Origin of the sequence: Thalassovita litoralis, assembly GCF_900182725.1 — a bacterium.
GTDB classification, from domain to species: domain Bacteria; phylum Pseudomonadota; class Alphaproteobacteria; order Rhodobacterales; family Rhodobacteraceae; genus Thalassobius; species Thalassobius litoralis.
Genome location: NZ_FXTO01000018.1, coordinates 21,152 through 45,583, shown reverse-complemented (window position 1 = coordinate 45,583; position 24,432 = coordinate 21,152). Strand labels below are relative to the sequence as shown.

The following is a 24,432-nucleotide window of genomic DNA, read 5'->3' as shown; positions in this document are numbered from 1 at the left end:
TACGCTGTCCGGCCCCGTTAGCAATCAGAAGATACCCAAAAGCCGCTTTCGGACAGACAAACTGTTGCCATTTTCTTATGTTGTTTTGCGGCAGAAGGCAGATTGATACAGTCAGGCAAAACAATGCGGGTGGGCGCTGGAATAACAGAACGGCACAGCGGGGGTGCAGCATGAGCGGTGTTGCCCTGATCGGCTGCGGATTCGTGGCGGACCTGTACATGAGGTCGCTTCAGGCATCCGGGATTCCCGTATTGGGGGCGTATGACCTGCGTCAGGACCGGGCGCAGATATTCTGCGACTACTGGAAGATTCCCCGGTTCGACAGTTTGGACGATCTGTTAGCGGCACACCCCCATGATGGGGTGGTGCTGAACCTGACCAACCCATCGGCACATTATCAGGTGAATCGCACCTGTTTGCAGGCCGGGCATCACGTTTATTCCGAAAAGCCGCTGGCGCTGGACATGGCACATGCGCTGGAATTGCACGAACTGGCCGGGGAACGCGGGCTGATGCTGGCATCGGCCCCCTGTTCGGTGTTGGGCGAAGCGGCACAAACACTGGCCAAGGCCGTGCGCGATGGCGTGGCCGGGACGCCTCGGCTGATCTATGCGGAACTGGATGACGGGTTCATATCCCAAGCCCCGGTTCAGGACTGGAAAAGCGAAAGCGGCGCGCCGTGGCCGTTCGAGGATGAGTTTCGCGTGGGCTGTACGCTGGAACACGCGGGCTATTACCTGACATGGCTGATCGGCATGTTCGGAACCGTGCGCAGTGTCACGGCAGCATCCGCCACGGTTGTTCCCGATAAAATGGGCGTCACAGGGACCGCGCCGGATTTTTCCGTGGCAACGCTGTTTTTTGAAAACGGCCCGGTGGCGCGGCTGACCTGTTCCATTGCCGCCCCGCACGATCATCAGATTCGGGTGATTGGCGACAGCGGTGTACTGGCGCTGAAAAAGGCGTGGGATAACGGAGCAAAGCTGCGGTTCCATCGGCGGATGCGGATTCGGCGGCGGCTGGTTGATATGCCACTGGGGCGGCGCATTCGCCTGTCTGGCCCAACCCACCCAAAGGTGGGGCGCTGGGGGGCCGCTTCGATGAATTTCGCGCTGGGTGTCGCGGAAATGCTGGACGCGATCCGCGAAAACCGCCCCTGTCGCCTGTCTGCGGATTTTGCGCTGCACCTGAACGAAGTGACCCTTGCCATTCAAAACGCCGGGGACGGGACTGGCGCGCAAATCATGACCACACGTTGCGACCCGCTGGAGCCAATGTCATGGGCCCGATGACCATCATGATCACCGGAGCCGCCGGGTATGTGGGCCGCGCCTGCGTGTCCGAAGCGCGGGCAGGCGGGCATCATGTGGTAGCCGTGGTACGGCTGGCCAGCGTTGCCCCCGATGACTGGACCGGCGACGATGAAATCGAAATCGTCGAGGCGGACCTGTCCACCCCCGATTGTGTGCCTGTGCTGAATATGCTGGGCGTTGACGCGGTGATTCACGCCGCCGCCAGCCTGACGGGCAATGATGCCGAACAAGAGCGCACGACGCTGGCAGGCACCCGAAACCTGTTGCAGGCGATGGAAACCGCAGACGATCCGCCGCGGCTGGTTTTGGTCAGCTCAATGTCCGTCTATTCCGGGATGGGACTGAAACCCTTTGCCGTGGTGGATGAAACCACCCCGCTAGAGGACAAAGGCACCGCGCGGGATGCCTATTGCAGGGCCAAGCTGGAACAGGAACGGATCACCGCCGAATCCGCGATGGATCTGGGGGCAGAGCTGCGGATCATGCGCGTTGGTGCCGTTTATGGCCCGGAACGGTTGTGGAATGCGCATATCGGCGCGGGTTTTGGCCCGCTGTTGCTGCGGTTGGGCCGTGACGGGGAAATCCCGCTGGCACATGTAGATTATGTGGCCCACGCCTTGATCCGCGCCGCCGAAACCCCTGTGCCGGACAGCCCCGATGGCGCGTTAGAGGTGCTGAACGTGGTCGAGGACGATTTGCCAGATCGCGTGCGCTTCCTGAACGCCATGTCACGCAGCGGTTGGCCAAAGCTGTTACTGCCGATTCCGTGGCGGGTCTTTGATGGGCTGGCGTGGCTGTTACAGGTCTGGCCCTGTCGTCCCGGCCTGTTGCGGCGTGAAACACTGCGGGCGCGTATGTTCCCAGTGACCTATCCGAACACACGGCTTAGGGCGCGGTTGGGGCTAGGCCCGTCAGATTTGTTTGAACGATCCTTTGCTTTGGCGATGGGCGATAAAAGGACCGGGGAAAACTGATGGTAAAAATCGCCTATCTGACCGGGGAATATCCCCGCGCCACCGATACGTTCATCCAGCGCGAAGTTGCCGCCCTGCGCGATCAGGGGATGGAGGTTCTGACCTGTTCCATCCGGCGCACCGGGGTGGAACATCTGGTTGGCCCCGAACAAAAGGCCGAAGCGGCCCGCACCTTTTATGTATTGGCGGCGGCGAAACGCCCGCTGCAATTGCTGCGCAGCCATGCACAAGCGTTGATCCGATCACCGGGCCGGTATTGGCGCGGGCTGCGGCTGGCGTTGCGCACCTCGCCCGGTGGGGCAAAGGCAGGGCTGTATCAACTGTTTTATTTCACCGAAGCGGTGGTTCTGGCGGATCATTTGCGGCGCAACGGGGTGCAACATCTGCACAACCATATCGCCAAGGCCAGTTGCACCGTGGCGATGCTGTGTGAACAGGTCAGCGGCATTCCCTACAGCTTTACCCTGCATGGGCCGGACATCTTTTTTGAACCGATCCGCTGGCGGCTGGATGAAAAAATCGCGCGGGCGTCCTTTGTCGCCTGTATCAGCGAATTTTGCCGGTCACAGGGGATGGTGTTTTCCGATCCGGCCCATTGGGATCGGCTGCATATCGTACATTGCGGGGTAATGCCCGACCGATACGCCCCCCCAGCCAACCGCACCGGACAGCGGGCGCTGTTTGTCGGGCGGCTGGCCGCGGTAAAGGGGCTGCCAGTGCTGTTTCAGGCGGTACAGAGCCTGATTAAGACCCTGCCTGATTTTCACCTGACGCTGATCGGGGACGGGCCGGAACGTGCGGCGCTGGAACGGATGGCAGCGGATATGGGCCTGTCTGGGCATCTGTCCTTTGTCGGATATAAATCACAGTCCGAGGTGGCGACCTATCTGGGCCAAAGCGACCTGTTGGTTCTGCCCAGCTTTGCCGAAGGTGTTCCCGTGGTCCTGATGGAGGCTATGGCCGCGCAATTGCCCGTGGTCACAACCCAAATCGCCGGGGTGCCGGAACTGGTGCGCGATGGGGTCAGCGGGCGGTTGGTGCCGCCCGGCGATGCGAATGCCCTGCATGACGCGCTGGCGCAGGTGTTGGCCGATCCCGAACAGGCGGCGAAAATGGGCGCGGCGGGCCGGGCGCATGTATCCGCGCAATACGACATCACGAAAGAAGCGGGATGGCTGGGCAGCCTGTTGCGTGGCTATATCGCAGGCACCCCACCCACAACCAAAAGACCAAAGGACACGGCATGAGCAGCATCGCAGCAGTTGCCATTGGCCGAAACGAAGGCGACCGTCTGGTGCGCTGCCTGACCTCGTTAAAGGGGCAGACGGATCGGATTGTTTATGTGGATTCCGGGTCAGATGATAACAGCGTGGCAATGGCGCGGGGCATGGGGGTGCAGGTGGTGGAACTGGACACCAGCGTTCCCTTTACCGCAGCGCGGGCGCGCAATGCCGGGTTTGCCGCGCTGAAACCCGACCTGCCGGATTACGTGCAATTCGTGGATGGCGATTGCGCGGTACAGGCCGGGTGGCTGGACAGCGCGGCGGCGGAACTGGACGCCCGCCCGGAACTGGGGATCGTCACCGGATGGCGATCTGAAATCTATCCCGAACGAAGCATCTATAACGCCATTGCGGATTTTGAATGGCACCGCCCTGCGGGGGAAATCGCGGCCTGTGGCGGTGATATGATAGTGCGGGCCACGGAATTTGACGCCATTGGCGGGTTCAACCCGGTGGTGATTGCCGCCGAGGATGACGAGTTTTGTGCAAGGATGCGCAAATCCGGCAAGCGGCTGTGGCGATTGCCGGAACAGATGACCCACCATGACGCCAACATGACCACATTCAGCGAATGGTGGCGGCGGGCGGTTCGGTCCGGGCATGGCTTTGCCCAGGTGGGGGCCTTGCATCCCGAACATTTCGTGGCGGAACGCAAACGCGTGTGGGTCTTTGGGGCGCTTTTGCCTGCGGTGATGCTGTTCAGTCTGATGTCAGGATACTGGCCCCTGTTGCTGCTGGTGGCGCTGGCCTATGGCCTGTCTTATTTTCGCACGGTTTCCGGGCTGCAACGCGAAGGGCTATCGCGCCAACAGGCAAAACGCCTGTCGATCTTGCTAAGCCTGTCGAAAATCCCCAATTTTTGGGGGATGCTAACCTATTATAAACGCCGCCTGACCGGGGCGGATATGAAGATTATCGAGTATAAATAAGGGGGTTTCAGCGATGGGCGCTGGGGTAAAAGTGGGCCTGATCGGGGCCGGATATATCGCCACATGGCACGCGGACGCGATCCGCGCCTGCAAAGATGCCGAACTGACCTGTATATGCGACGTGTCGACCACCGCCGCCAAAGCCTTGGCTGATGCCTATGGCGTGGCGGCCTATAGCTCGGTTGCGGATATGGTGGCGGCTGGCGGGGTCGAGGCCGTGCATATCCTGACGCCGCCAAACCTGCACCACGCCATCGCGCTGGAATGTATTGCCGCCGGGCTGCATGTGGTGGTGGAAAAACCCGTGGCCCTGTCCGTTGCGGAAACCCGCGAAATCGTGGACGCCGCCAGCGCCAAAGGCGTGCAATTCGCCGCCGGGCATAACTTTCTGGGGGTGCCATCCTATGCCCGCCTGAAACAGGCAGTCGATGCCGGGGATTTGGGCCGTGTTTCGTCAGTAGAGGTCAACTGGTGCCTGCCGATGGGACCGCTGCGGGCCGGGCCTTATGGGCTGTGGCTGCTGCGCGATCCGCAAAACCTGCTGCTGGAACTGGGGGCGCATCCCTATGCCTTTGCGGTGGACCTGCTGGGCGATCTGGACATTCTGAGCGCCGAACAAACCCAACCCGTCACCCTGCCGGGTGGGGCCGTGCGCTATCAATCATGGCGCGTACTGGCCAAGGCGGGGATGGTCGATGTGGCGTTCAATTTTTCGCTGGTGGAAACCTATGACGACCGATCCGTAATCGTGCGCGGGTCCAGCGCGATGGCCCGGCTCGATTATGCCGCCGATACGCTGATCGTCGCGCGGGACAACACCGCCGATCTGGTGATGAACCCGCTGCTGAAACAGTTGGACCTGTCGTGGCAACACCTGCGCGAAGGGATGCGCAATGCCGGGCGGCAACTGGTATCGTTGAACCAGAAATCCCCCTATGGGCTGTCGTTCCGGGGAACGGTGAACGCGATTTACGACGCAATCCGTTATGGTCGCGGGATCGACGCGCGGTACAACGGCACGGCGGCGCTAAAGGTCATGTCGGGGCTGGAATCGACGCTAGCGAAACTGCCCGTAGCAATGGACCCGCCCCCGGTCGCCGGAACGCCGAAACCCACGGTGATGGTCATCGGCGGCACCGGGTTTATCGGGCGCAACCTGACCCGCGAACTGGTGCGGCGCGGCTATGATGTGCGGGTGCTAAGCCGGGGCAAAACCGGGCCGTTCGACGACATTGCCGATCATGTGGAAACCGTATCTGTTTCCCTGTCTGACAAGGCTGGACTGGTCCGGGCGATGGACGGGATCGACGCTGTTTTCAATCTGGCAAAATCAATGGACACCACATGGGACGATGCGTTGAAAAACGATGTCGGCGTGGCCGTCCGTGTGGGCGAAGCCTGTCTGGAAGCAGGCGTGAAACGGCTGATCTATACCGGCACGATTGCGTCCTATGACATGTCGAACCCGGATCAACACATCACCGAGGACACCGATTTCGGTGATATGGAAGAACGCAATCTTTACGCCCGGTCCAAGGCCGAATGCGAACGCCGCCTGCTGGACATGTACGAAGCACGCGGCCTGCCTGTGGTGATTGCCCGCCCCGGTATCGTGGTGGGCGAAGGCGGACCGTTACAGCATTGGGGTATCGGGCGCTGGCATGGTGCTGGGGCTGTGCGCATCTGGGGCGCGGGGCGGCATAACCTGCCATTCGTGCTGGCCGATGACGTTTCAGACGGGCTGATCCGTATGATGGAAGTGGACGAAGCCGTGGGCCAATCCTTTAACCTGATTGGCGAACCGATGATGAGCGCACGGGATTATTTCAACGCCATCCACACCGCGCTGGGGGCCAGGATCAAGGTCACACCCGGCGACCTGACCAGTTTTTATGCGGCAGACGGGGTGAAATACGCGCTGAAAAAATTCGTGCTGCGCAAAAAGGGTGTGGTGCGCCCATCGCTTTCGGATTGGAAATCGCGGGCGCATTTCGCGCAGTTTGACAACAGTCGCCCGAAAAAGGTTCTGGGCTGGACCCCGGAAACAGATCGGGGTGCCTTTGTTGAAAAAGCGATCGTAAAGGCCAATCTGTTCGGACTGTAGGACGGAAGGGCCGGAAATGCTGTGTTTCCGGCTTATTTTCGCCCAGATGTTTTGTTCATTTGGCGTAAACAAAACTCGGATTCGTCCGATGCTGTTAACTGATTGACAAGAGTTTCAGCCCAACACAGGGGCACGTACAAATGGTGGACTATATCCTGCGCCGCAATCGGCGGGATCGCTTGGAAAAGGACGAACGTTCCAGATTGCTGGAACGTGTCGCGCGTCATGCAGCCGAGGCAGAGGCACAGGAAAAAGCGGTGCGCGCGGCCCTGCGCGGTGAAGCTGCGCCACAACAGGCCGATCTGTGGTCTAAGCTGCGGGATATTCCGGTCAACGAATCCCTGATGGATGAAAACCTGATCATCACCGCTACGCGGCACGATCCGGCCCACGCCACGTTTGACGTGCTGCGCACGCGGCTGGTGCAAACGCTTTCGGACAAAGGATGGCGGCGGGTTGGCATTACATCCCCCACGCGGGACTGCGGCAAAACCTTTGTTTCTGTGAATCTGGCGATTGCGCTGTCGCGGTATGAAAACTGCCGCACCGTGCTGATGGACATGGACATGCGCAACCCCAGCGTTGCCGGGGTTCTGGGGCTGAATGATGTGGGCAGCATGGGGGCCTTTCTGCGCGGTGATCGACGGATCGAAGATACGTTTTGCCGGTTCGCGGAAAACAAGCTGAAAATCGGGCGGCAACTGGCGCTGGGTCTAAATGACAAGATCGAACCCTATGCCGCAGAACTGCTGCAAAAGCCCGAAACCACCGCCCGGATCAAAGAGGTCGAGGAAAAGCTGGACGCCAATATCGTGCTGTACGATCTGCCGCCCGCCTTGGCGCAGGACGATGTGATCGCGTTCAGCCGGATGTATGACGGGGTTTTCATTGTCGCCGGTGGCGGCACCACAACCGCGCACGAAGTCCGCGAGGTCATGCGCCGATTGGGGGATGACGTGCCGTTGCTGGGCGTGATCCTGAACCGCGCCGAAGGGCAGATGACCGAAGAATACGGATATTGATCCAAGATACAGCACAAGTCAGGGGCTGGACCAATGGGACCGGCCTTTTTGCTGTACCCGGTGCAATATGAAAAAGCCGGGCGCGTTTCCGGCCCGGCCTTGGTTTTTGGTGTTTGTCGCTTAGCCGCGTTGCGTGCGCGGGGTGCGGCGGAAAATATTCAGCACATCGGCCAGATCCTGCGCCCGCCCCTTCAGCAGTAATGCCAAGCCCGTAAAGGCAGCCCCCAAGGCGACCACCCATACCAGACGGCGGCGGCGGCGGGATTTCTGACGATCCAGATTGGGGATCACCACAACCGGGCGGATGTTCAGTTCCGCCTCTAGCTGCGCTGCGGTGCGGATACCGGCATTCATGAATTCCAGCGACAGCGCCAGCCCCACGGCCAACATCAAAGACCCCATCGCCCCAGCGGCAGCCAGCTTCCGACGCCCCGATGACACCGGATATTCCGGCGCAATCGCGGTTTCCAGCACCTCGAACCGTTCAAACTGGTTCTGGCTTTCTAATTGCTGGTTCATTGCGGCTTCGGTGCGGCGTGCGGTGATCACGCGCAGTTCGTCCTGCAACTGGCCCAGCGTCCGTTCCATCGCGCTTAGCTGACGCTCCACCTCGGGGGCGGCGCGCAGGGCCGCGTCGATGATGGCAATCCGTTCCTCCAGCAGCAGCTTTTGCTGACGCAACAGGCTGGTCTGACGGGCCATATCCTCGGCCCGGATACGATCACTTTGGGTTTGCAGTTCAATCAGCTTTTGCTCGACTTCCAGCAGGTTTTCCTTCAGCCGGGTCAACTGACCCTGCTGTGTCACCAGATTGGCGGGCAGGGATGCCTGATTGTCGGTCTTATAGGTGGCCAATTCTTCTTCCAGCTTGGCGATTTCACCGGAAACGCGGGTTTCCTCGGACTCGAAAAACGCCAACGTGCGTGCGGCCCGACCCGACCGGCGGGACTTCCCTTCAATCAGCACACGGGACAGCAGATCATTGGCCACATCGGCCGCAACGTCCGGGTCTTCCATCCGCACAGTGATAATCAACCCCGAAGGCTGCACATTCGGACGCCATGCCATTTCCGGGTCAATCAGTTCCTGAATCTGCGCCACATCCCGGAACAGCGCCACCTTTTGCGCCATCGACATGGCTGGATCGCCGCTGAACAGATCGAATTTTTCAATCACGTCAATCAGGCTGTCACGCGACATCAGCTTTTGTTCAATCAATTTCAGCCGGGTTTCCGCCCCGCTGGTCCGGGTGGCCGAGCCGGGTACGGCCAGGTTTTCTTCGACCTGCGCCATTTCAATTTGAATGACGGCGGTTGCCTCGTAAATCGCGGGGCGACTAAGGGCGAACAGAACCGCAGCCACGGTGCCAACCACCGTGATCAAAAAGATCATCCAGAAACGACGCATCAGCGCCGACGTGATTGAAGAAATCGAAAAAGCCTGAGCCATTGGGTATCCTCACACAATTCCCCGGTCCAGACGAAGCCCGCCCAAACCAGTTACAACAAGTGAGACACCTTTCGCCCCCAGACGCGCCTGACGCATCAGAAAGTTGCCTTAATTAGGTCACAATCTATCGAACCCGCCACATTCTTTCCATCTTTTACCTGCGCATTTTCGGAAACAATACATTTCGGATACGTAGACCAGCGCCACATTTTTGACATATTCATGCGGATTTCGGGGTGTTTGTCGGGAATACGCCCAAATATTCCCTGAAATTCAGGCAAAACAGTGGCATTTGGACGGGAATCGACCCGTCGCAGAATGTGGCAAAAGTTGGGAAGGGTGTCGTTCAGGCCAGTTGGGCGGCGGTCACAATATGCCGCGAATCGATATACACCCGGCCTTGGATGCAATCGCCGGGCTGGAACGGGCCTGCGGCACTGCGAAACATGGCCTGAAATCGGCCCGCGCCAAGCGTCAGGTGCATATCGTGAAACCCATACAGCACCCGACTGATCGGGTATTGCGCCTTATAGGCGGCTTCCTTGGCGGAAAAAATCAGCTTGGCCGTCAGGCCCGGATCGGGCGTGTCGGCAATTGCGTTCTGTTCTTCGGGCAGCAGGATCGCATCCCACAAATCGCGCGGCAGGGCCGTAGCCGGTTCAACATCAATCCCCACCGCACGGGTGTGGGGGGTCGCCACCGCAAGACACAGATCATCGCAATGCGTGATCGACCCGGCAAATCCATCGGGCCAGTGCGGCAACCGATCTGTACCCGAGGGCAGGGCAACAGATGGGCCACCGATGGCCGACAGGGCAATCCGGGCGGCCTGACGGCCAGCCAGAAATTCGTTCCGGCGTTTGGGAATGGCGCGAACGATGGCCGCGCCTTCCTGTGGATACACCGGGGTCTGCGGCAGGCGGGGGTCCGTAACCCCCACCCCCACCGGACAGGAAAACAAGGATGAAACGGTTTCGGGTGTCATCCCGCCCGCGTCATCCGCCGCGCACGCATTTCACGCCGCTTGGCCATTGCATCGGCCCGGTTGGTTTTCTGTTCCGCCTCGGCCTCGGGTGCGGTCGTGCCCGGCGCGGCGGGCGCAATGTCCCCTGCCCCGGTCATTTCCACCACCTTCGCTGACAGGGCCGACAAAACCGGGAAGCGGAAAATATCGGTGATCGACAGCTTATCAGCCCCCAGTTTTTGCCGGATTTCCCGGTGCGCCTGCACCGCCAGCAGCGAATGCCCACCCAGCGCAAAAAAGTTATCCTTGGTCCCGATGCCGGTGACACCCAGAATACGCGACCAGATCGCGGCAATATCCTGTTCCACGGTGTTTTCAGGGGCAACATAGTCAACCGAGGACTGCGCCCCCCCTTCAGCGGGGGCAGGCAGGGCCTTGCGGTCCACCTTCTTGTTCGGGGTCAGCGGGAAGCTATCCATCGCCACGAACGCCTGCGGCACCATGTAATCGGGCAGAGCCTGATTCAATCTCTGTTTCAGGGAAACTTCGCAAACCGGACCGCTGGCGGTATAGTACCCAACCAACCGCACGGCACCCGGCGTATCTTCGCGCGGGATCACCACGGCCTGACGGATCGCGGGGTCGGCATCCATCAACGCCTCGATCTCGCCCAGTTCGATCCGATAGCCACGGATTTTCACCTGATGGTCCGCGCGGCCGATGAAATCCAGCCGCCCGTCATCGCGCCAACGCACCAAATCGCCGGTGCGGTAAATGCGATTGCCGGGGATAAACGGATCGGACAGGAACCGTTCATCCGTCAGATCAGGCCGCTGCCAATAGCCACGGGTCACACCCGCGCCACCAATGTACAATTCGCCCGCCGCGCCCACTGGCACCGGCTGCATCGCATCGTCCAGAACGTAAACCTGCGTATTAGCAATCGGCGTGCCGACGTTGACGATGGTTTCCCCCATACCCGCCGTCTGGGTGGTGGACCAGATGGTCGTTTCGGTGGGACCATACATGTTTTCAATCGTCGCGCGGGTGGTTTCACGCAGGTCGCTGACCAAGGCACCGGGCAGCGCTTCGCCGCCGATCATCAGGTGTTTCACGCGACCAAGGGCAAATCGCGCCTCGTCATTCATGGCAATCATCCGCGCCATCGACGGGGTGCATTGCAGGTGCGTCACATCATGGCGGATGATCTGCGCCGCGATCGAGAAATCGTCAGCCTCCAGTTCGTCCGTCACATTCGACAGCTCGCGCACGCGGGCCAGATGTTGCAACCCGTTCAGCACCGTTTGCTTTTCGATGCCGTAATCAATCAGACAGGCGATTTCATCCACCCCGATACGTTTGAGTTGTTCAACCCGGTTCAAGCAATCCTCGACCGTGCCGAACAGGCCGGAATCCTCGAAATACCGCAGGAAGGCAAATTCCAGAATGGCGTCCAGTTCTTCGTCCGACAGGGTGCCAAGATCCAGCTCGAACGGGTTACTGACCCCTTCGGGACGTTTGAAGGCGGGGAACACCCACGCGAATTGCTTGATCAGCGCCGCAGCCGAAGCCAGGTAGTCCTTCATCGGGCCACGGGCAATATCGCGGGCCTTTTCGCGGTCTTCCGCCACGAAGGTGTGCAGCATCAGCGTGACCTTGAAATCCGCCGGATCATGGCCCGCCTCGCGCAGGGCGTCGTGATACAGGCGGATTTTGCCGCCCACCTCGTCAATCGACTGACCCAGAAGGTGCGTCAGAACGTTGGCGCCGATTTTGCCCGCCTCTTTCCACGTTTCGGGGTTGCCTGCGGTTGTGACCCAGACCTCCAGCTTTTTGGACACCGGGCGGGGTTGGGTGACAACGCCGTGCGTCGTGCCGTCGCCCATCGGGAATTCCACTTCCTCGCCGCGCCACAGTTTGCGCAGGGTTTCGATGCTGTCCAGCATGGCCGCCTTGTTATTCGGCGGGCGATTTTCCGGGCGCAGGACAAAATCATGCGGCTGCCACCCCGAGGCAATACCCAACCCCGTGCGCCCGTTGGTCAGGTTGTCGATCACGGCCCATTCTTCGGCCACGCGGGCGGGATGGTGCAGGGGGGCCACGCAGCTACCGGCACGCACGGCCAGATTTTTCGTCAGCGCAGCCACGGCGGCCCCGGTCACAGACGGGTTGGGATAAGGGCCACCAAAGGCGTGGAAATGGCGTTCGGGCGTCCAGACCGCGACGAAACCGTTATTGTCGGCGAACTTCGCCCCCTCGAACAACATTTCGTATTTATCGCGGCCCACGCCATCGTCATTGCCCCAGTAATACAGGCTGAATTCCATACCCTTGCCGGTGACATTCATCGCCCCCGAGGACACAAGCGCACGGTTTTCATCACCGCTGACCACCAGCTTGAAGCCGCGGGCCAGAGTGTAGAACAATTCCAGCACCGAAATATCAAAGGACAGGCTGGTCACGGCCAGCCATGTGCCGCCATCGTGCGGGATACGCGCATCCATCCCGGTAAAGAAGTTGGATACGTTGCGGTGTTCCACCATCACGCCCTTGGGCCGCCCGGTCGACCCCGATGTATAGATCATATACGCCAGATCACTGCCCTGAACGCCGCTGTTCGGGTTGTCGGTGGGGGCCGCCTGAATGGCCGGGTCGGTGTCGATGCTGACCACCTGCGCCTGACCTGCGGGAAGGTCCGCGATCAGCGCGTTTTGCGCCACGATCACCGGGCAGGCGGAATCTTCGATATACAGTGCGATCCGATCCGCCGGGAATGCCGGGTCCAGCGGCACATAAGCGCCACCTGCCTTCAGGATACCCAGCGCCCCGATCAGCAGATGGGTGGACCGTTTGGTATGCAGCCCGACCAGCGTGCCGGGCGTGACGCCCTTGGCCTGCAACACATGCGCCAGTTGGTTGGCCCGCAGGTTCAGTTCGGCATAGCTCAGGGTTTCGCCCTCGAACACCAGCGCGGGGGCATCGGGGGTTTGGGCAACCTGGCGTTCAAACATCTGATGAATGCACAGGTTGGCGTCATACTCGGCGGCGGTGGCGTTCCATTCTGTCAGCACCAGTTGGCGTTCCGCGTCGGGCATGATGTCCATAGCCGCCACTGCGCCGCTGACACCAGCAGCCAGTTTTTCCAATCGGGCAGCCATACGATCCAGCGCATCGGATGACACGCGGGCGGCATCCGCCATCAGTTTCGCCTGACCATCCGCCATGAACAGGGTAATCGCCGCGCCGGGCGCCTGTACCGGAACCAGAGAGAGCGCCACATCCGGCACAGCAATATCTGCCAGATCGGGACGACGGATCAGGGCATCGCGCGGGAAACCGCCCTTGTCCTGCGCCTTGGCAATTTGCAACTGTACGGCATCGTATTGTTCAGCAGCATCAGCGTGCAGTTCCACACGGATCGGCGCCCAGCCGGTCACATGGGGCGTGCCATCGCCCAGTATCAGCGCCACGTCCGCGTGATCCGTTCCCGCCAGCCGCGCCGCAATCAGCGCCATCGCGGGGAACAGCCCGTCATGGGCCGAAATGCTATGCTCACGAATGCCAGTGTCGCGTGTCGGGGTAAAGGCCAGCCGCGCAGGGGTGTAGCTATCCAGCGTCGCGCGATAGGTCAATTCCGCAGCAACAGCGGGTTCCATCGCCCCGGTCAGCGCGGCATCGGGTTTGTCCAGCACCTCGCCCGCCCGTGGCAGCCGCGCACCATGCAGCAGGGTCAGCCCGGTCAGCATCACAGCACCATCGGCGGTGGCAATGGTCAGCATGTCCTTGGTGGTTTCCAGAACCGTGCCGGGAACGCCTGCACCATCGGCGGGGTCGGCATGACGCGCGGCAACCACCACATCCCCCATCTGCACCTTGGGCAGGAACAGCGGATTGCGGAAACTATCATGATCTAGCGCCTTGACCACGCGGGTCAGGTCAGCCGTGGAACGGGCGAAATCCAGAACCGCCGCCGCATCGGGCCGGGATTTCAGCCCGAAATAGCTGCGCTGCGTCAGATCCTGAGGCTGTCGCTGAAGCCCCAAAGCCAGTTGATCAACCAGCGCCGGGAAAGTTTCAATCGCCGCCTCGTAACACCGGGTATTCAGCGTCAGCGCCGTATCGTCGGGGTGAATGGCAAATTCGGCCTGCACCAGAATATCGCCTTCGTCGATACCGCCTTCGATCAGGTGCCATGTGATCCCGTGCCGCGTTTCACCGTTCAACTGCGCCCAGACCGGCGCGTTCAAACCCGCGTAGCGCGGCAATGGCCCATCGTGGAAGTTCACCGCCCCCTTGGCCGCACGATCCAGCAAGGGCTGGGGGATGATGTCCAGATTAGCGATGGACAACAGCCAGTCATAAGCCACGTCATCCGGCAGATCGCCGGGGGCATGAACTGCCAATCCCTTGCCCATAGCCCACGCCGCCACGTTGCGGTTATGGGTGACAACAGCGGAAATGTCGTGGCCCTTGGTCAACAACACGTCACCGCATTGGATCGCAAGGGATTCATTCCCGATCAGCAAACTGGAAAACTTGGACATGGCGAATACTCCGAATAGGCCCTTTAGCTGTTGGTGCGGTCAGCCGGAACCGCGCTGTTTGGGCTGGATTTCCGCGCCCCACCCAGGGCGCGTATGGCAAATGTCAGATCGTGAAACAGCATCGTCCGCAGGAAATGCGGCGGCTGGTTCTGCGGTTTGCGGTCAATCTGGCGGCGCAGCCAATACAAACCGCCCCCCAGCAGATGCGCAATGGTTGCGGCAGCGGCATAAGCTGCGCCGTGATTTTTCGTGAAATAATGCAGACGGGAATCGAACCAGTAGCCCGGCACGCGGGACCATTCCTTCATCCCCGTAGAAACTGAACCGATGTGCATCACATGGCTGTCACGCACATAGACAGACCGATACCCGGCACGGGCCGCCCGCAAAAACAGATCGGTTTCTTCAAAATACAGGAAAAAGGTTTCGTCAAACGCCCCGATCCGATCCAGCACATCGCGGCGCATCAAAACGCTGGCCCCGGCCATCCAATCGGCATGGGTATCCGTATCCGGCACCGGCAGCGGCACTTGTTTACCGCGCAGCAGTTTTGACACCGGACCAAAGCGAATGGCCCCTTCAAATTCCGAAGCAATAGACGGGAACCGGAACAGGGTTTGGTGCGGGGCATCATCCTGCCCGTGAATATAGCTGCCCGCACACCACAGTGTTTGATCCCGCTCCAAGGCAGCCAACAACAGGCGGATCGCATCCGGGGCCGGGAACGCATCGGAATTCAGGATATAAACGTAATCCGGTTGCGTCCCGTTGCTTAGCCCCGCCCGGATACCAAAGTTATTCCCAGCCCCGAACCCGCCATTATGGCCGCTTTCGACCACCCGCACGCGGTTATCCTGCGCCCATCCATACGCTTGCGCATGGTTTAGCATTTTCTGGAACGATCCATCGGCTGACTCGTTGTCCACCACGATGATTTCCCCGGCAATCCCGTCCATCGCGCGCAAGGCATGATCGACTGACCGTAATGTCATGTCCGGGGTTTTATAGTTCAGGATAACCGTCAAAACGGTGGGGGTAGTCATTCCGCCGCCTCCTGAAAATCGGGGCTTTCCGGGGTAGGGTATGCTGCCTCTGCCGTCTGGATACAGTCACGCATCCGGGCTGCCAGCACCCGCACATTGGGTTCCAGAACCATTGAATCGTGATCCCCCGGCACCTCGACCACCCGCACCTGCGGGGCGTGTTGCGTCCAATCGTTATCGTCCAGCACATAGGCCCGTTCACTGTTCACCCAACGATCCGGCCCGACCTGCCATTTGCCCACAAGCGGCGGCCGGAACAGCGCAAGCGGACCATCCCAACCATGCACCTGATACTTGGCAACGCTTTCCAAAAACGCCGCTTCGATCTTTTCGTTATGGAAGACATGACCCGCCTGCGGCTGTTCTGCTTCCCCGCCTTTGCGCTTTGCGATTTCCCATTTGATCCGGTTCATCGCCCAACGGACAATATAGGACGGACCGCCAGATTTCAGCTCTTGCCACTGGATCACCATACGGTCACGTCTGGAAAGCGGACGACGCACAGGCAGCGGCGTGTCCAGCATCACCAGAACCGAAATATCCTCGCCCGCCAATTTCAACTGACGCGCAATTTCATAGGCGGTGATGCCGCCCCCGGAAAATCCACCAATCATATACGGGCCATGCGGCTGCACCTGTCGCATTTCAGCGATATAGTCGCTGGCCGCCTGCACCAGATCATCATGCGGTTTGTCCTGCCCATAAAGCCCCCGCGCCTGAAGCCCATAGAACGGGCGATCATGCCCCAACAGATGCGCCAGATGGCGTAGGTTCAGCACGTTGCCAAACATCCCGGCGACCAGGAAAAATGGCGTTTTCAGGCCACCTTCGCCGCTGTGCATCGGCACGATATGGGTAAAGCGCCGCGCAGGTTTGGCGGGTTTTGGCGCCCCTTCGGTACTGTTGCTTTCGGCAACGCCACCCGCTTCGGCAATCAATGCCGCGCATTTGCGGATTGTCGGCGCTTCAAACAGAACCGAAATCGGGAAATCCACGCCAAAGGCTTTCTTCACCTTCGCAAACAGCCGCACCGCCACCAGCGAATGCCCGCCAAGGTCAAAGAAGCTATCCTCGGCCCCGATCTGATCCACGCCCAGCAATTCCTGCCAGATTTGGGCCAGCTTGGTTTCCAGTTCACCTTCGGGCGCGATATATTCGCTGTCCAGTTCCGGGCGCTGGAATTTTTGTTCCGACGTTTCCGGTGTTTCTGTCACGGCGGTTTGCGTGATCAACGCGTTCAGATCCATCGAGGACACCACAACCTGCGGCAGCCCGCTTGCCAAAGCGCGGAAAAACGCTGTAGCCCCTTCGTCCGGGCGGATGCCTTGGGTCAGGTTATGCTGCAACCGCAGTTCCGCCGGGGACAGCGGGCGCACCTGCGGCGCGGCAGCTTTGGGGGCCGCCGCATCGCGGGCAAATTCTGCGCCACGTTCCAGACGCCGAATAGTGAAGCCTTCGATCTGAACACATACGGTTCCGTCTGGTTTGCAGATCGTCACATCGAAACTGGCGGTCATTGCATCGGCACGGTTCGCCCCCGCATTGCGCACATGGCTGACCGCTTGCGCCCCGACAGATTCATAAACCCGCACCCGGCCATAGGACATCGGCACCCACAGATGGGTAGGTTGATACCCTTCGATCAGGTCCATCGCCCAGCCGGTCGCCAAATCCATCAGCCCCGGATGCAACCCGGTCCGATCCGCGGCATAGGTATCGGCCAGCCGCAAATGCGCCACGCCTTCGCCCTGACCCAAGGCCGTCTGACGCAGCACATGCCAGCGCGGGCCGAAATTTAGATGCGCCTCTTGCGGGGCGCGGATATGCCCGGCGTCCGCCACTTGCTTACGCGGGCAGCGCGCTTCGATCCCGGCCAAATCCAGCGGCGCGGGGCGGGCCAGCGGCAGCAGCGACAGCTCTGCCTGCGCGTTCAGGTCAAACCCTGCCCCCGCCTCGGCGCTTTCCACCCGGAAATCATAGCCCAGATCGCTGCGCGGCAGGGTCACTTTGACCTGTTTTCCCGCCTTACCCACTTGTAGCGGCTGCAAGAACGTCAGGTTCTGAATCTCGAACGCGCCAGTTTCGCCTTGGGCCTGCAATGCCTCGTATGCCAGTTCCAGATAGCCAGTGCCGGGCAATAGCGCATCGCCCGCGCGGGTCCGGTGGTCGTGCAACACCCAGCGATCCGCCACCGTATAATCCGCACCAAACACCCGGTTCCCCTGCGCATCGAAACTGGACCAGTCCAGCAAGGTCGCTTCAATCGCCACCTCGGGCGCGGGATCATGTGCGCCGGTTCGGGCGGCCATTGCTTCGGCGGCCATGCCAACCTGCGCCCAAATTCCCCAATCCAGTGCCAACACGCGGGTTTTACCACCCGATCGCGCCTTTGCAAACGCATTCAGATATTCGTTGGCGGCCACATAATCGACCTGCCCCGCCGGGGCCGTCGCGGTCGAGGACGATGAAAACAACACCATCCAGCCCAGCGTGCCGTCAGGGAACAATCCATCCAACACCTGCGTGCCGTGGATTTTCGGGGTAAACACATCCTCGATCTCGGACAGGGATTTGCCCAAAATCGGTGCGTCACTGATCACACCCGCCGCATGGATGACGCCGGTGATCGGCCCCAATTCCTGTTCGGCACGGGCCTTGGCCTGCCCCATGTCTTCGACATTGGACACATCCGCCGCCAGCACCAGAACCTTGCCGCCTTGTGCCTCCAGATCTTGCACCGCCTGAATACGACGCACCACCGGCGCGTTGGGGGCGGTTTTTGCGATCACGTCATCCCATTCCAACCGCGGCGGCAGCCCGCTGCGCGACAGAAGCACGATATTCGCGCCATGCCGCCGGATCAGTTCCCCCGCGATAGTCAGGCCAATGCCGCCAAAGCCCCCGGTGATCATCACCGTACCGCCCTGCGCCATCGGCACCGCATCGTCAGACAGCGGAACCTGTTTATACACTTGCTCAAACCGCTTTTCGCCCCGCAGCGCCGCCACGGTGTTCGCGGGGTTGGCCAGCAATTCCTCTAGCACCGGCAGAATATCCATACGCTTGCGTTTGGTATCTACGGTCACATCCAGCACAGCACAGGTCAGCCCCGGAAATTCACGCGGGATCACGCGGGCCGGTCCCATGACGGTGGATTTTTCGGGATAGGGCAGCGCCTCGTCCCGCACCTGCGCCGCGCCGGACGTAAAGATGCTCAGATGCCCCTGTTCCAATCCTTCATCGTTCAGCGCTTGGGCCAGAAACGTCAGGGAATAGAAGCCCTGTTCCACATTGCGATGGAAAAAGCTGCTGCCGGGGCGGAACGTTTCACGATCCGTCACCAACCAGAAATGCGCAATCCGATCCGGCAGGGTGCCATCCACGGCCAAGGCCTGAATCAGATGGTCATACCCTTCGCGCCCCTGTTCAGGGGACAATACATAAGCATCCGTGCCGATTTTGCCGAAGCCATCGCCGGGGCGGACCGTCATCACCCGATGCCCGCCATCGCGCAGCCCCGCCACCGCCTGATCCGCCAGCCCGGTATCATCCGCGAACACCAGCCAATTCAGCGGCGCGCCCAATTCCTGCGTTACATCCAGATCGACATCGGCAAAGCGCGGCTTCCAGAATGGTTTGTAGCCCCAGCTTTCCGGGTTGTCGGACCGCATCAGGAAATCCTGCGCCGGAGCCGCCTGTTTGCTGCCCGGTTCGATGAAATACTCGGTCCGCTGGAACGCATAGCTTGGCAGCGGCACCCGGTTGCGCCGCGCATCCCCCCAGATTTGCGCCCAATCGAAATCGACGCCCACGGCCCAGACCCGACCCAACATCGCCATGAAATACTTATCGTCGAAAATCGCGTCGTCAGCATGGCGCAGCGTGCCAATCACCTGATTGGCCTGCACATTCGGATGCTGCCCCGTCAACGACGCCAGCGCCTTGCCCGGTCCCACCTCGATATATACACGGTCAGCCACATCGCTAAGCGTTGTGATGCAATCGGCGAAATGCACCGTGCCGCGCAGATGTTGCACCCAGTATTCCGGGTCGGTGGCCTGCGCATCGGTGATGTAATTGCCCGTCCGGTTGGACACGAACGGAATGGCGGGGGCGTTCAGCTTGATTGACCGCAGATAATCCCCGAACCGGCCCAAAATCGGGTCCAGCATTGCGGAATGCGCGGCAATGTCGATGGGAATACGTTGCGCCTGAATGTCCATTCCGGCCAACACCCGCTCCAAATCGTCCAGTGCATCCTGTGGACCGCTGGCCACGCTTAGCCCCGGCGCATTAACAGCCGCCAAATCCAGACGATCCCCCAACAGGGGTTTCAGTTCTTCGGCATCCATTGGCACGCTCAGCATTCCACCGGCGGGGACCGTATCGAACAGCGATCCACGCAGATGCACCAGCCCGATACAATCCTCGAAACCAATCACCCCCGCCAGACAAGCGGCGGTATTTTCCCCCATCGAATGCCCCACCAAGGCAGCGGGCTTCACGCCCCAGGACATCCACAACTGTGCCAGCGCGTATTCCGTGATCATGATCAGCGGCAACTGGACCGAGGGGCGTTTCAGCGCCGTATTCGCGGCATCTTCTGCGCCGTCTTCGGGCAACCACAGGGCGCGAATGTCATAGTCGATCTTGGCCTGCAAAACCTCTAGCCCGCGATCCATCCAATCGGCAAAGACTGGTTCGGTTTCGTACAGATCCCGCGCCATGCCTGCATATTGCGCCCCACCGCCGGGGAACATGAACACCACATCGGGGGCATCGCCCACCACCTGATGCGTGAACACCCGGCGGGGATCGTTTTCGCGCAGCAACGCAGCAGCCTCGGCATGGGTTTCGGCCACCACCACGCGGCGGCGATCAAAGGCGCGGCGGCCTTCTTTCAGTGTCCACGCGACATCGGCCAAGGGCTGATCGGAATGCGCCTCCAGATGGTCGGCCAGATTGGCGGCGTTGCCATCCAGCGCCTTTTTCGACCTTGCCGAAAGCGTCAGCAATTGGAACGGAAAATCCGCCTGATCCGATTCCGCCCGCTCGGGGGCTTCTTCCAGCACGATATGGGCATTGGTGCCGCCCACGCCCAGCGAATTCACCCCGGCGCGGCGTGGCCCCTTGTGGGATACCCAATCCGTCAGTCGATCGTTCACCAGAAACGGCGAGCCATCAAAATCAATCGCCGGGTTCGGTTTTTCATACCCTAACGAGGGCGGCATCTGCCGGTTCGTCAATGCAAGGCTAGCCTTGATCAGACTGGCCACACCCGCCGCCGTATCCAGATGGCCGATATTGGTTTTGACCGACCCAATCCGGCAAAATCCCGCCTCGTCCGTGGTTTCGCGGAACGCGCTGGTCAGGGCCGCCACCTCGATCGGGTCGCCCAGATAGGTGCCGGTGCCGTGGCATTCGATATAATCAATCGTGTCGGCGGGAATATTTGCCAGCGCATGAGCATCAGCAATCGCCGCCGCCTGCCCTTCGACGCTGGGGGCCAGATACCCGGCCTTGTCCGCGCCATCGTTGTTGACCGCCGATCCCTTGATCACCGCCCAAACATGATCGCCATCCCGCACCGCATCCGACAGGCGGCGCAGCACCACAACCCCGGCGCCCGATCCGAAAACCGTTCCCTGCGCCCGGTGGTCGAAGGCATGGCAATGGCCATCCGGCGACAGGATTTCGCCCTCTTTGTACAGATAGCCGCGCGCGTGCGGCAATTCGATCGTCACCCCCCCGGCCAGCGCCATGTCGCATTCGCCATTCAACAAGGACTGACAGGCGTAATGCGTGGCCACCAAGGACGTGGAACAGGCCGTCTGCACATTCACAGACGGTCCCTTGAGGTCCAGAATGTGACTCAGCCGGGTAGACAGGAAATCCTTATCATTGCCTGTATGGCGCAACAGGAACATCCCGACATTTTCCACCATGTCGGGATTGGAACAGATGTTGAAATAGAAATAGCTGCCCATCCCGCAGCCCGCGAAAACCCCGATGGGACCATCGAATTTTTCAGGCGGATGACCGGCGTTTTCCAACGCTTCCCACGCAACTTCTAAAAACTGGCGGTGCTGCGGGTCCATGATAGCGGCATCCTGCGGACCCAGACCAAAGAAATCGGCATCAAACGCCTTGAACCCCTCTAGCACCGAGGCCGAAGGCACGTAATCCGGGCGGTCGATCAGGTGGGGGGCTTCGCCCGCATCCAGCAAGTCCTGACGTGACAGGGGACGAATCGATTCCACACCATCCCGCAGATTTTCCCAATATTGCGCAACGGTTTGCGCCCCCGGAAGGTGCGCCGCCATACCGACAATCGCAATATCGGCACCGAAATCGGGTTCTTGCTGCTGTTCGTCCGTCATGAAACCCACTCACAAATAAGATCAGGTTTAGATGTGTCAGAAAAATAAGGTACTTTTGGGGCAGCAACGTGCATTTCCGGCCAATATTGGCATTTTTGCGCGATTGTTTACAGCTTTCCGTAACTTACTGAATCAATACGGAAACATCGTCCCAATGAAGCCAGAATATGGCCGCAGCAAGCCCACCGCCTATCACGAAGAATACCATATCATGCAGCGGATCCCACGCGCCTTGTTTGCGCGCCAGCCAGATCACCACCGGGTAAATCACGATCATAGCAACGCCTTGGGCGATCAATGCCCCGAACAGCCCCGCCAGTTCAAACCCCAGCAACAGGCCCAGCGTCATCGCAGCCGCCCGCGCCGCTGACAGCACGAAAAACCGCTGCGAGTCCCCCTCGGCCAGCGCGGCCTGATCATAGGTCAGAACGATGATCTGCGGCACCTGCATACAGGCCAGCGCCACCACAACAGCCCCGGCCATCAGATACCGTTCGTCATACATCAGATCCACCAGCCAGATGCCCAATGCCGCCACGCTAAGCAGCATCGCCATCAGAACCGCCGTCGCGATAAACCGCATCTTGCGCAGGCGCAGGAAATTTTCCCGCGACACGCGCGGCGGGCCTTCGCGATGCACTGGGATCACCACCCGACGGATCACCATCGTTCCCAAAAGCAACGGGAAAGACGCCAGAAAATACCCGATATTATAAACCCCGAACTGATCCAAAGACAGGTATTTGCCCAAGATCACCTTGTCCCCCTGAAGGATCAGGAACCCGCATAGCGTGGACAGGAAAATCCATTTGCCGAAATGCATCAGTTCGTGCGCGGCGGCTTTTTCCAGCCGCCATCTGTTGCCACGTCCGGGGATCAGAATGTGCATGAACAGCAATTGCGCCAGTGCGCTGACAATCCCGGAAACCACCAAGGCCCAGACAGACTGTGTGAGCCATGCCAGCGTAATCGCCGCGATAAGCCCCACCACCTGCGTGGCGATTTCCACCACGATCACCCGACCCGTGCGCAAATGCCGGTTTGCGGTTTCAAACTTTGTCGGATTGAACCCCGTAATCAGCAATGTCAGCGCCGAAACCGGCAAATACCACGCCAATTCCGGTTCTGCGTAAATCAATGACAGCGGATAGGCCAGAACACTGGCCGCCACCCACAGCACGCCCCCCCGGATGATATGCAACGTCCACGCCGTATCCAGAAAATCAGGGTCGTCGCCGCGTTTGCTTTGCATGATGGCCGGGGCAACGCCCATGTCGGAAAACATCGACAGACCCACCAGAAACACCGTGACCAGCGCCATCATCCCAAAAGCTTCGGGAAACAGGATACGCGTCAGCAACAGGTTCGACAGCAGGCGCAGCCCTTGATAGGTGCCGAACCCCAATACCGTCAGCAGCGAACTGCGCACCGCGCGTTCGACCAGCGAATTCCCTTTGATGAAACGTCCCAGCCCGCGGCCGATCATTCGCACTCCTTGACCGGGTGCCGCCACCCAGCGCCCATATCCCTATCTTCCACGGTTCCAAGAGGTGTCCGCCTGATCCTGAGTGGCTTTCACCACAACAGCCACCAGACCGTACACAAAGAATCCTACCGGATGACGCAGGGCCAGTTCCAGCAGGTTCGACAATCCCATCGGCGTTTTTTGATCATTCTTCAATAGATCAGGGTACAATCGGGCCACCTCGGCCACGCCAATATTCTGCCGCCGCCGCACCTTGACCAAATTCCCAAACCCTTCGACGATGGGCCAGTCATAGCCCGCGCGGGTGCGCACCCGTTCCTGCGGCGCAAAGCTAAGCCGCACAAAGGTGTCATCGGAAATGATGTCTGGGAATTTTCCCCACCGCTGGCGCGCCACTGCGTTCACCGCAAAGACCCCACAACCCGGCACATCCTGCGTAAAGAACGGCACACGCTTGTAAATCTGGCGATAGGCGCGGCTGGCAAAGCTGTGCGCCGGGGCAATCCGCACATCGCCGCTGGCATAGACCGGGCCATCGGCAGACAACGCCGCCGCCAGATCGGCCAGCAAATCGGGATCAACCACCACATCCGCGTCCAGATAAACCCGCTTATCGCCCTGCGCGGCGGCATCTGCCTGATTCAGCGCGTTCATCTTGCCGCCCTGTTTAATATCCAGCACCACCAGCGCCCAGCCCTTCGCCGTTACCTGATCCTGCCAGCCTTGCGCCACCTGCGCGGTCGCATCGGTGCAACCGTTGGCGGCCACGATAATCTCTACCGCCTCCTCTATAGGGTCCGAGGCCAGCAGCGCCGTTAAACACTGCGGGATCATCCTCTCCTCGTTATTGGCGGGGATGATGATGCTGATCACGAAACGCTCCTTGGATTCCCGGTTCGGCATAGGAATTAGTCAATGTTTATGTTTTTAATTGGGCCGCT

At 60.2% G+C, this 24,432-nt stretch carries 13 protein-coding genes; 6 read left to right on the top strand and 7 right to left on the bottom strand.

Annotated elements, in window-relative coordinates; all coding sequences use genetic code 11:
* Positions 1-170: 170 nt before the first annotated feature.
* The 6 genes from FN828_RS13350 to FN828_RS13325 all read left to right on the top strand — a co-directional run bounded on the left by FN828_RS13350 (position 171) and on the right by FN828_RS13325 (position 7,625).
* On the top strand, positions 171-1,292 hold the full coding sequence (locus tag FN828_RS13350) for a Gfo/Idh/MocA family protein (protein WP_142493974.1): 1,122 nt from the start codon (positions 171-173) through the stop codon (positions 1,290-1,292).
* Complete coding sequence (locus tag FN828_RS13345) at positions 1,280-2,287, top strand: NAD-dependent epimerase/dehydratase family protein (protein ID WP_142493973.1); 1,008 nt, start codon at positions 1,280-1,282, stop codon at positions 2,285-2,287. The genes FN828_RS13350 and FN828_RS13345 overlap by 13 nt, the downstream gene beginning before the upstream one ends.
* Positions 2,287-3,534 carry a glycosyltransferase family 4 protein gene (locus tag FN828_RS13340; protein ID WP_142493972.1) on the top strand — a complete coding sequence of 416 codons (1,248 nt, stop codon included), beginning with the start codon at positions 2,287-2,289 and terminating at the stop codon, positions 3,532-3,534. Before FN828_RS13345 ends, FN828_RS13340 begins: the two co-directional genes overlap by 1 nt.
* On the top strand, positions 3,531-4,499 hold the full coding sequence (locus tag FN828_RS13335) for a glycosyltransferase (protein WP_142493971.1): 969 nt from the start codon (positions 3,531-3,533) through the stop codon (positions 4,497-4,499). Before FN828_RS13340 ends, FN828_RS13335 begins: the two co-directional genes overlap by 4 nt.
* A gap of 13 nt (positions 4,500-4,512) precedes the next feature.
* A complete protein-coding gene (locus FN828_RS13330) occupies positions 4,513-6,603 on the top strand; it encodes an NAD-dependent epimerase/dehydratase family protein (protein ID WP_142493970.1) in 2,091 nt (696 codons plus the stop codon).
* Between the two features lie 140 nt (positions 6,604-6,743).
* Positions 6,744-7,625 carry a CpsD/CapB family tyrosine-protein kinase gene (locus FN828_RS13325; protein ID WP_142493969.1) on the top strand — a complete coding sequence of 294 codons (882 nt, stop codon included), beginning with the start codon at positions 6,744-6,746 and terminating at the stop codon, positions 7,623-7,625.
* A 120-nt stretch (positions 7,626-7,745) separates the two neighbouring features.
* Here the strand turns inward: FN828_RS13325 and FN828_RS13320 are convergent, their stop codons facing one another.
* The 7 genes from FN828_RS13320 to FN828_RS13290 form a co-directional block, all read right to left on the bottom strand.
* Positions 7,746-9,074, bottom strand: a complete 1,329-nt coding sequence (locus FN828_RS13320; protein ID WP_142493968.1) for a GumC family protein — start codon at positions 9,072-9,074, stop codon at positions 7,746-7,748.
* 346 nt (positions 9,075-9,420) lie between these two features.
* A complete protein-coding gene (locus tag FN828_RS13315; RefSeq protein ID WP_142493967.1) occupies positions 9,421-10,059 on the bottom strand; it encodes a 4'-phosphopantetheinyl transferase family protein in 639 nt (212 codons plus the stop codon).
* Positions 10,056-14,582 carry a MupA/Atu3671 family FMN-dependent luciferase-like monooxygenase gene (locus tag FN828_RS13310; protein ID WP_142493966.1) on the bottom strand — a complete coding sequence of 1,509 codons (4,527 nt, stop codon included), beginning with the start codon at positions 14,580-14,582 and terminating at the stop codon, positions 10,056-10,058. The genes FN828_RS13315 and FN828_RS13310 overlap by 4 nt, the downstream gene beginning before the upstream one ends.
* Positions 14,583-14,605: 23 nt before the next feature.
* Positions 14,606-15,625: a glycosyltransferase family 2 protein gene (locus FN828_RS13305; protein WP_142493965.1), complete on the bottom strand. Its 1,020-nt coding sequence runs from the start codon at positions 15,623-15,625 to the stop codon at positions 14,606-14,608.
* Positions 15,622-22,005 carry a type I polyketide synthase gene (locus FN828_RS13300; protein ID WP_142493964.1) on the bottom strand — a complete coding sequence of 2,128 codons (6,384 nt, stop codon included), beginning with the start codon at positions 22,003-22,005 and terminating at the stop codon, positions 15,622-15,624. Before FN828_RS13300 ends, FN828_RS13305 begins: the two co-directional genes overlap by 4 nt.
* A 124-nt stretch (positions 22,006-22,129) precedes the next feature.
* Positions 22,130-23,491 carry an oligosaccharide flippase family protein gene (locus tag FN828_RS13295; RefSeq protein WP_142493963.1) on the bottom strand — a complete coding sequence of 454 codons (1,362 nt, stop codon included), beginning with the start codon at positions 23,489-23,491 and terminating at the stop codon, positions 22,130-22,132.
* 42 nt (positions 23,492-23,533) lie between these two features.
* On the bottom strand, positions 23,534-24,364 hold the full coding sequence (locus FN828_RS13290) for a glycosyltransferase family 2 protein (RefSeq protein ID WP_235891485.1): 831 nt from the start codon (positions 24,362-24,364) through the stop codon (positions 23,534-23,536).
* Between the last annotated feature and the right edge of the window lie 68 nt (positions 24,365-24,432).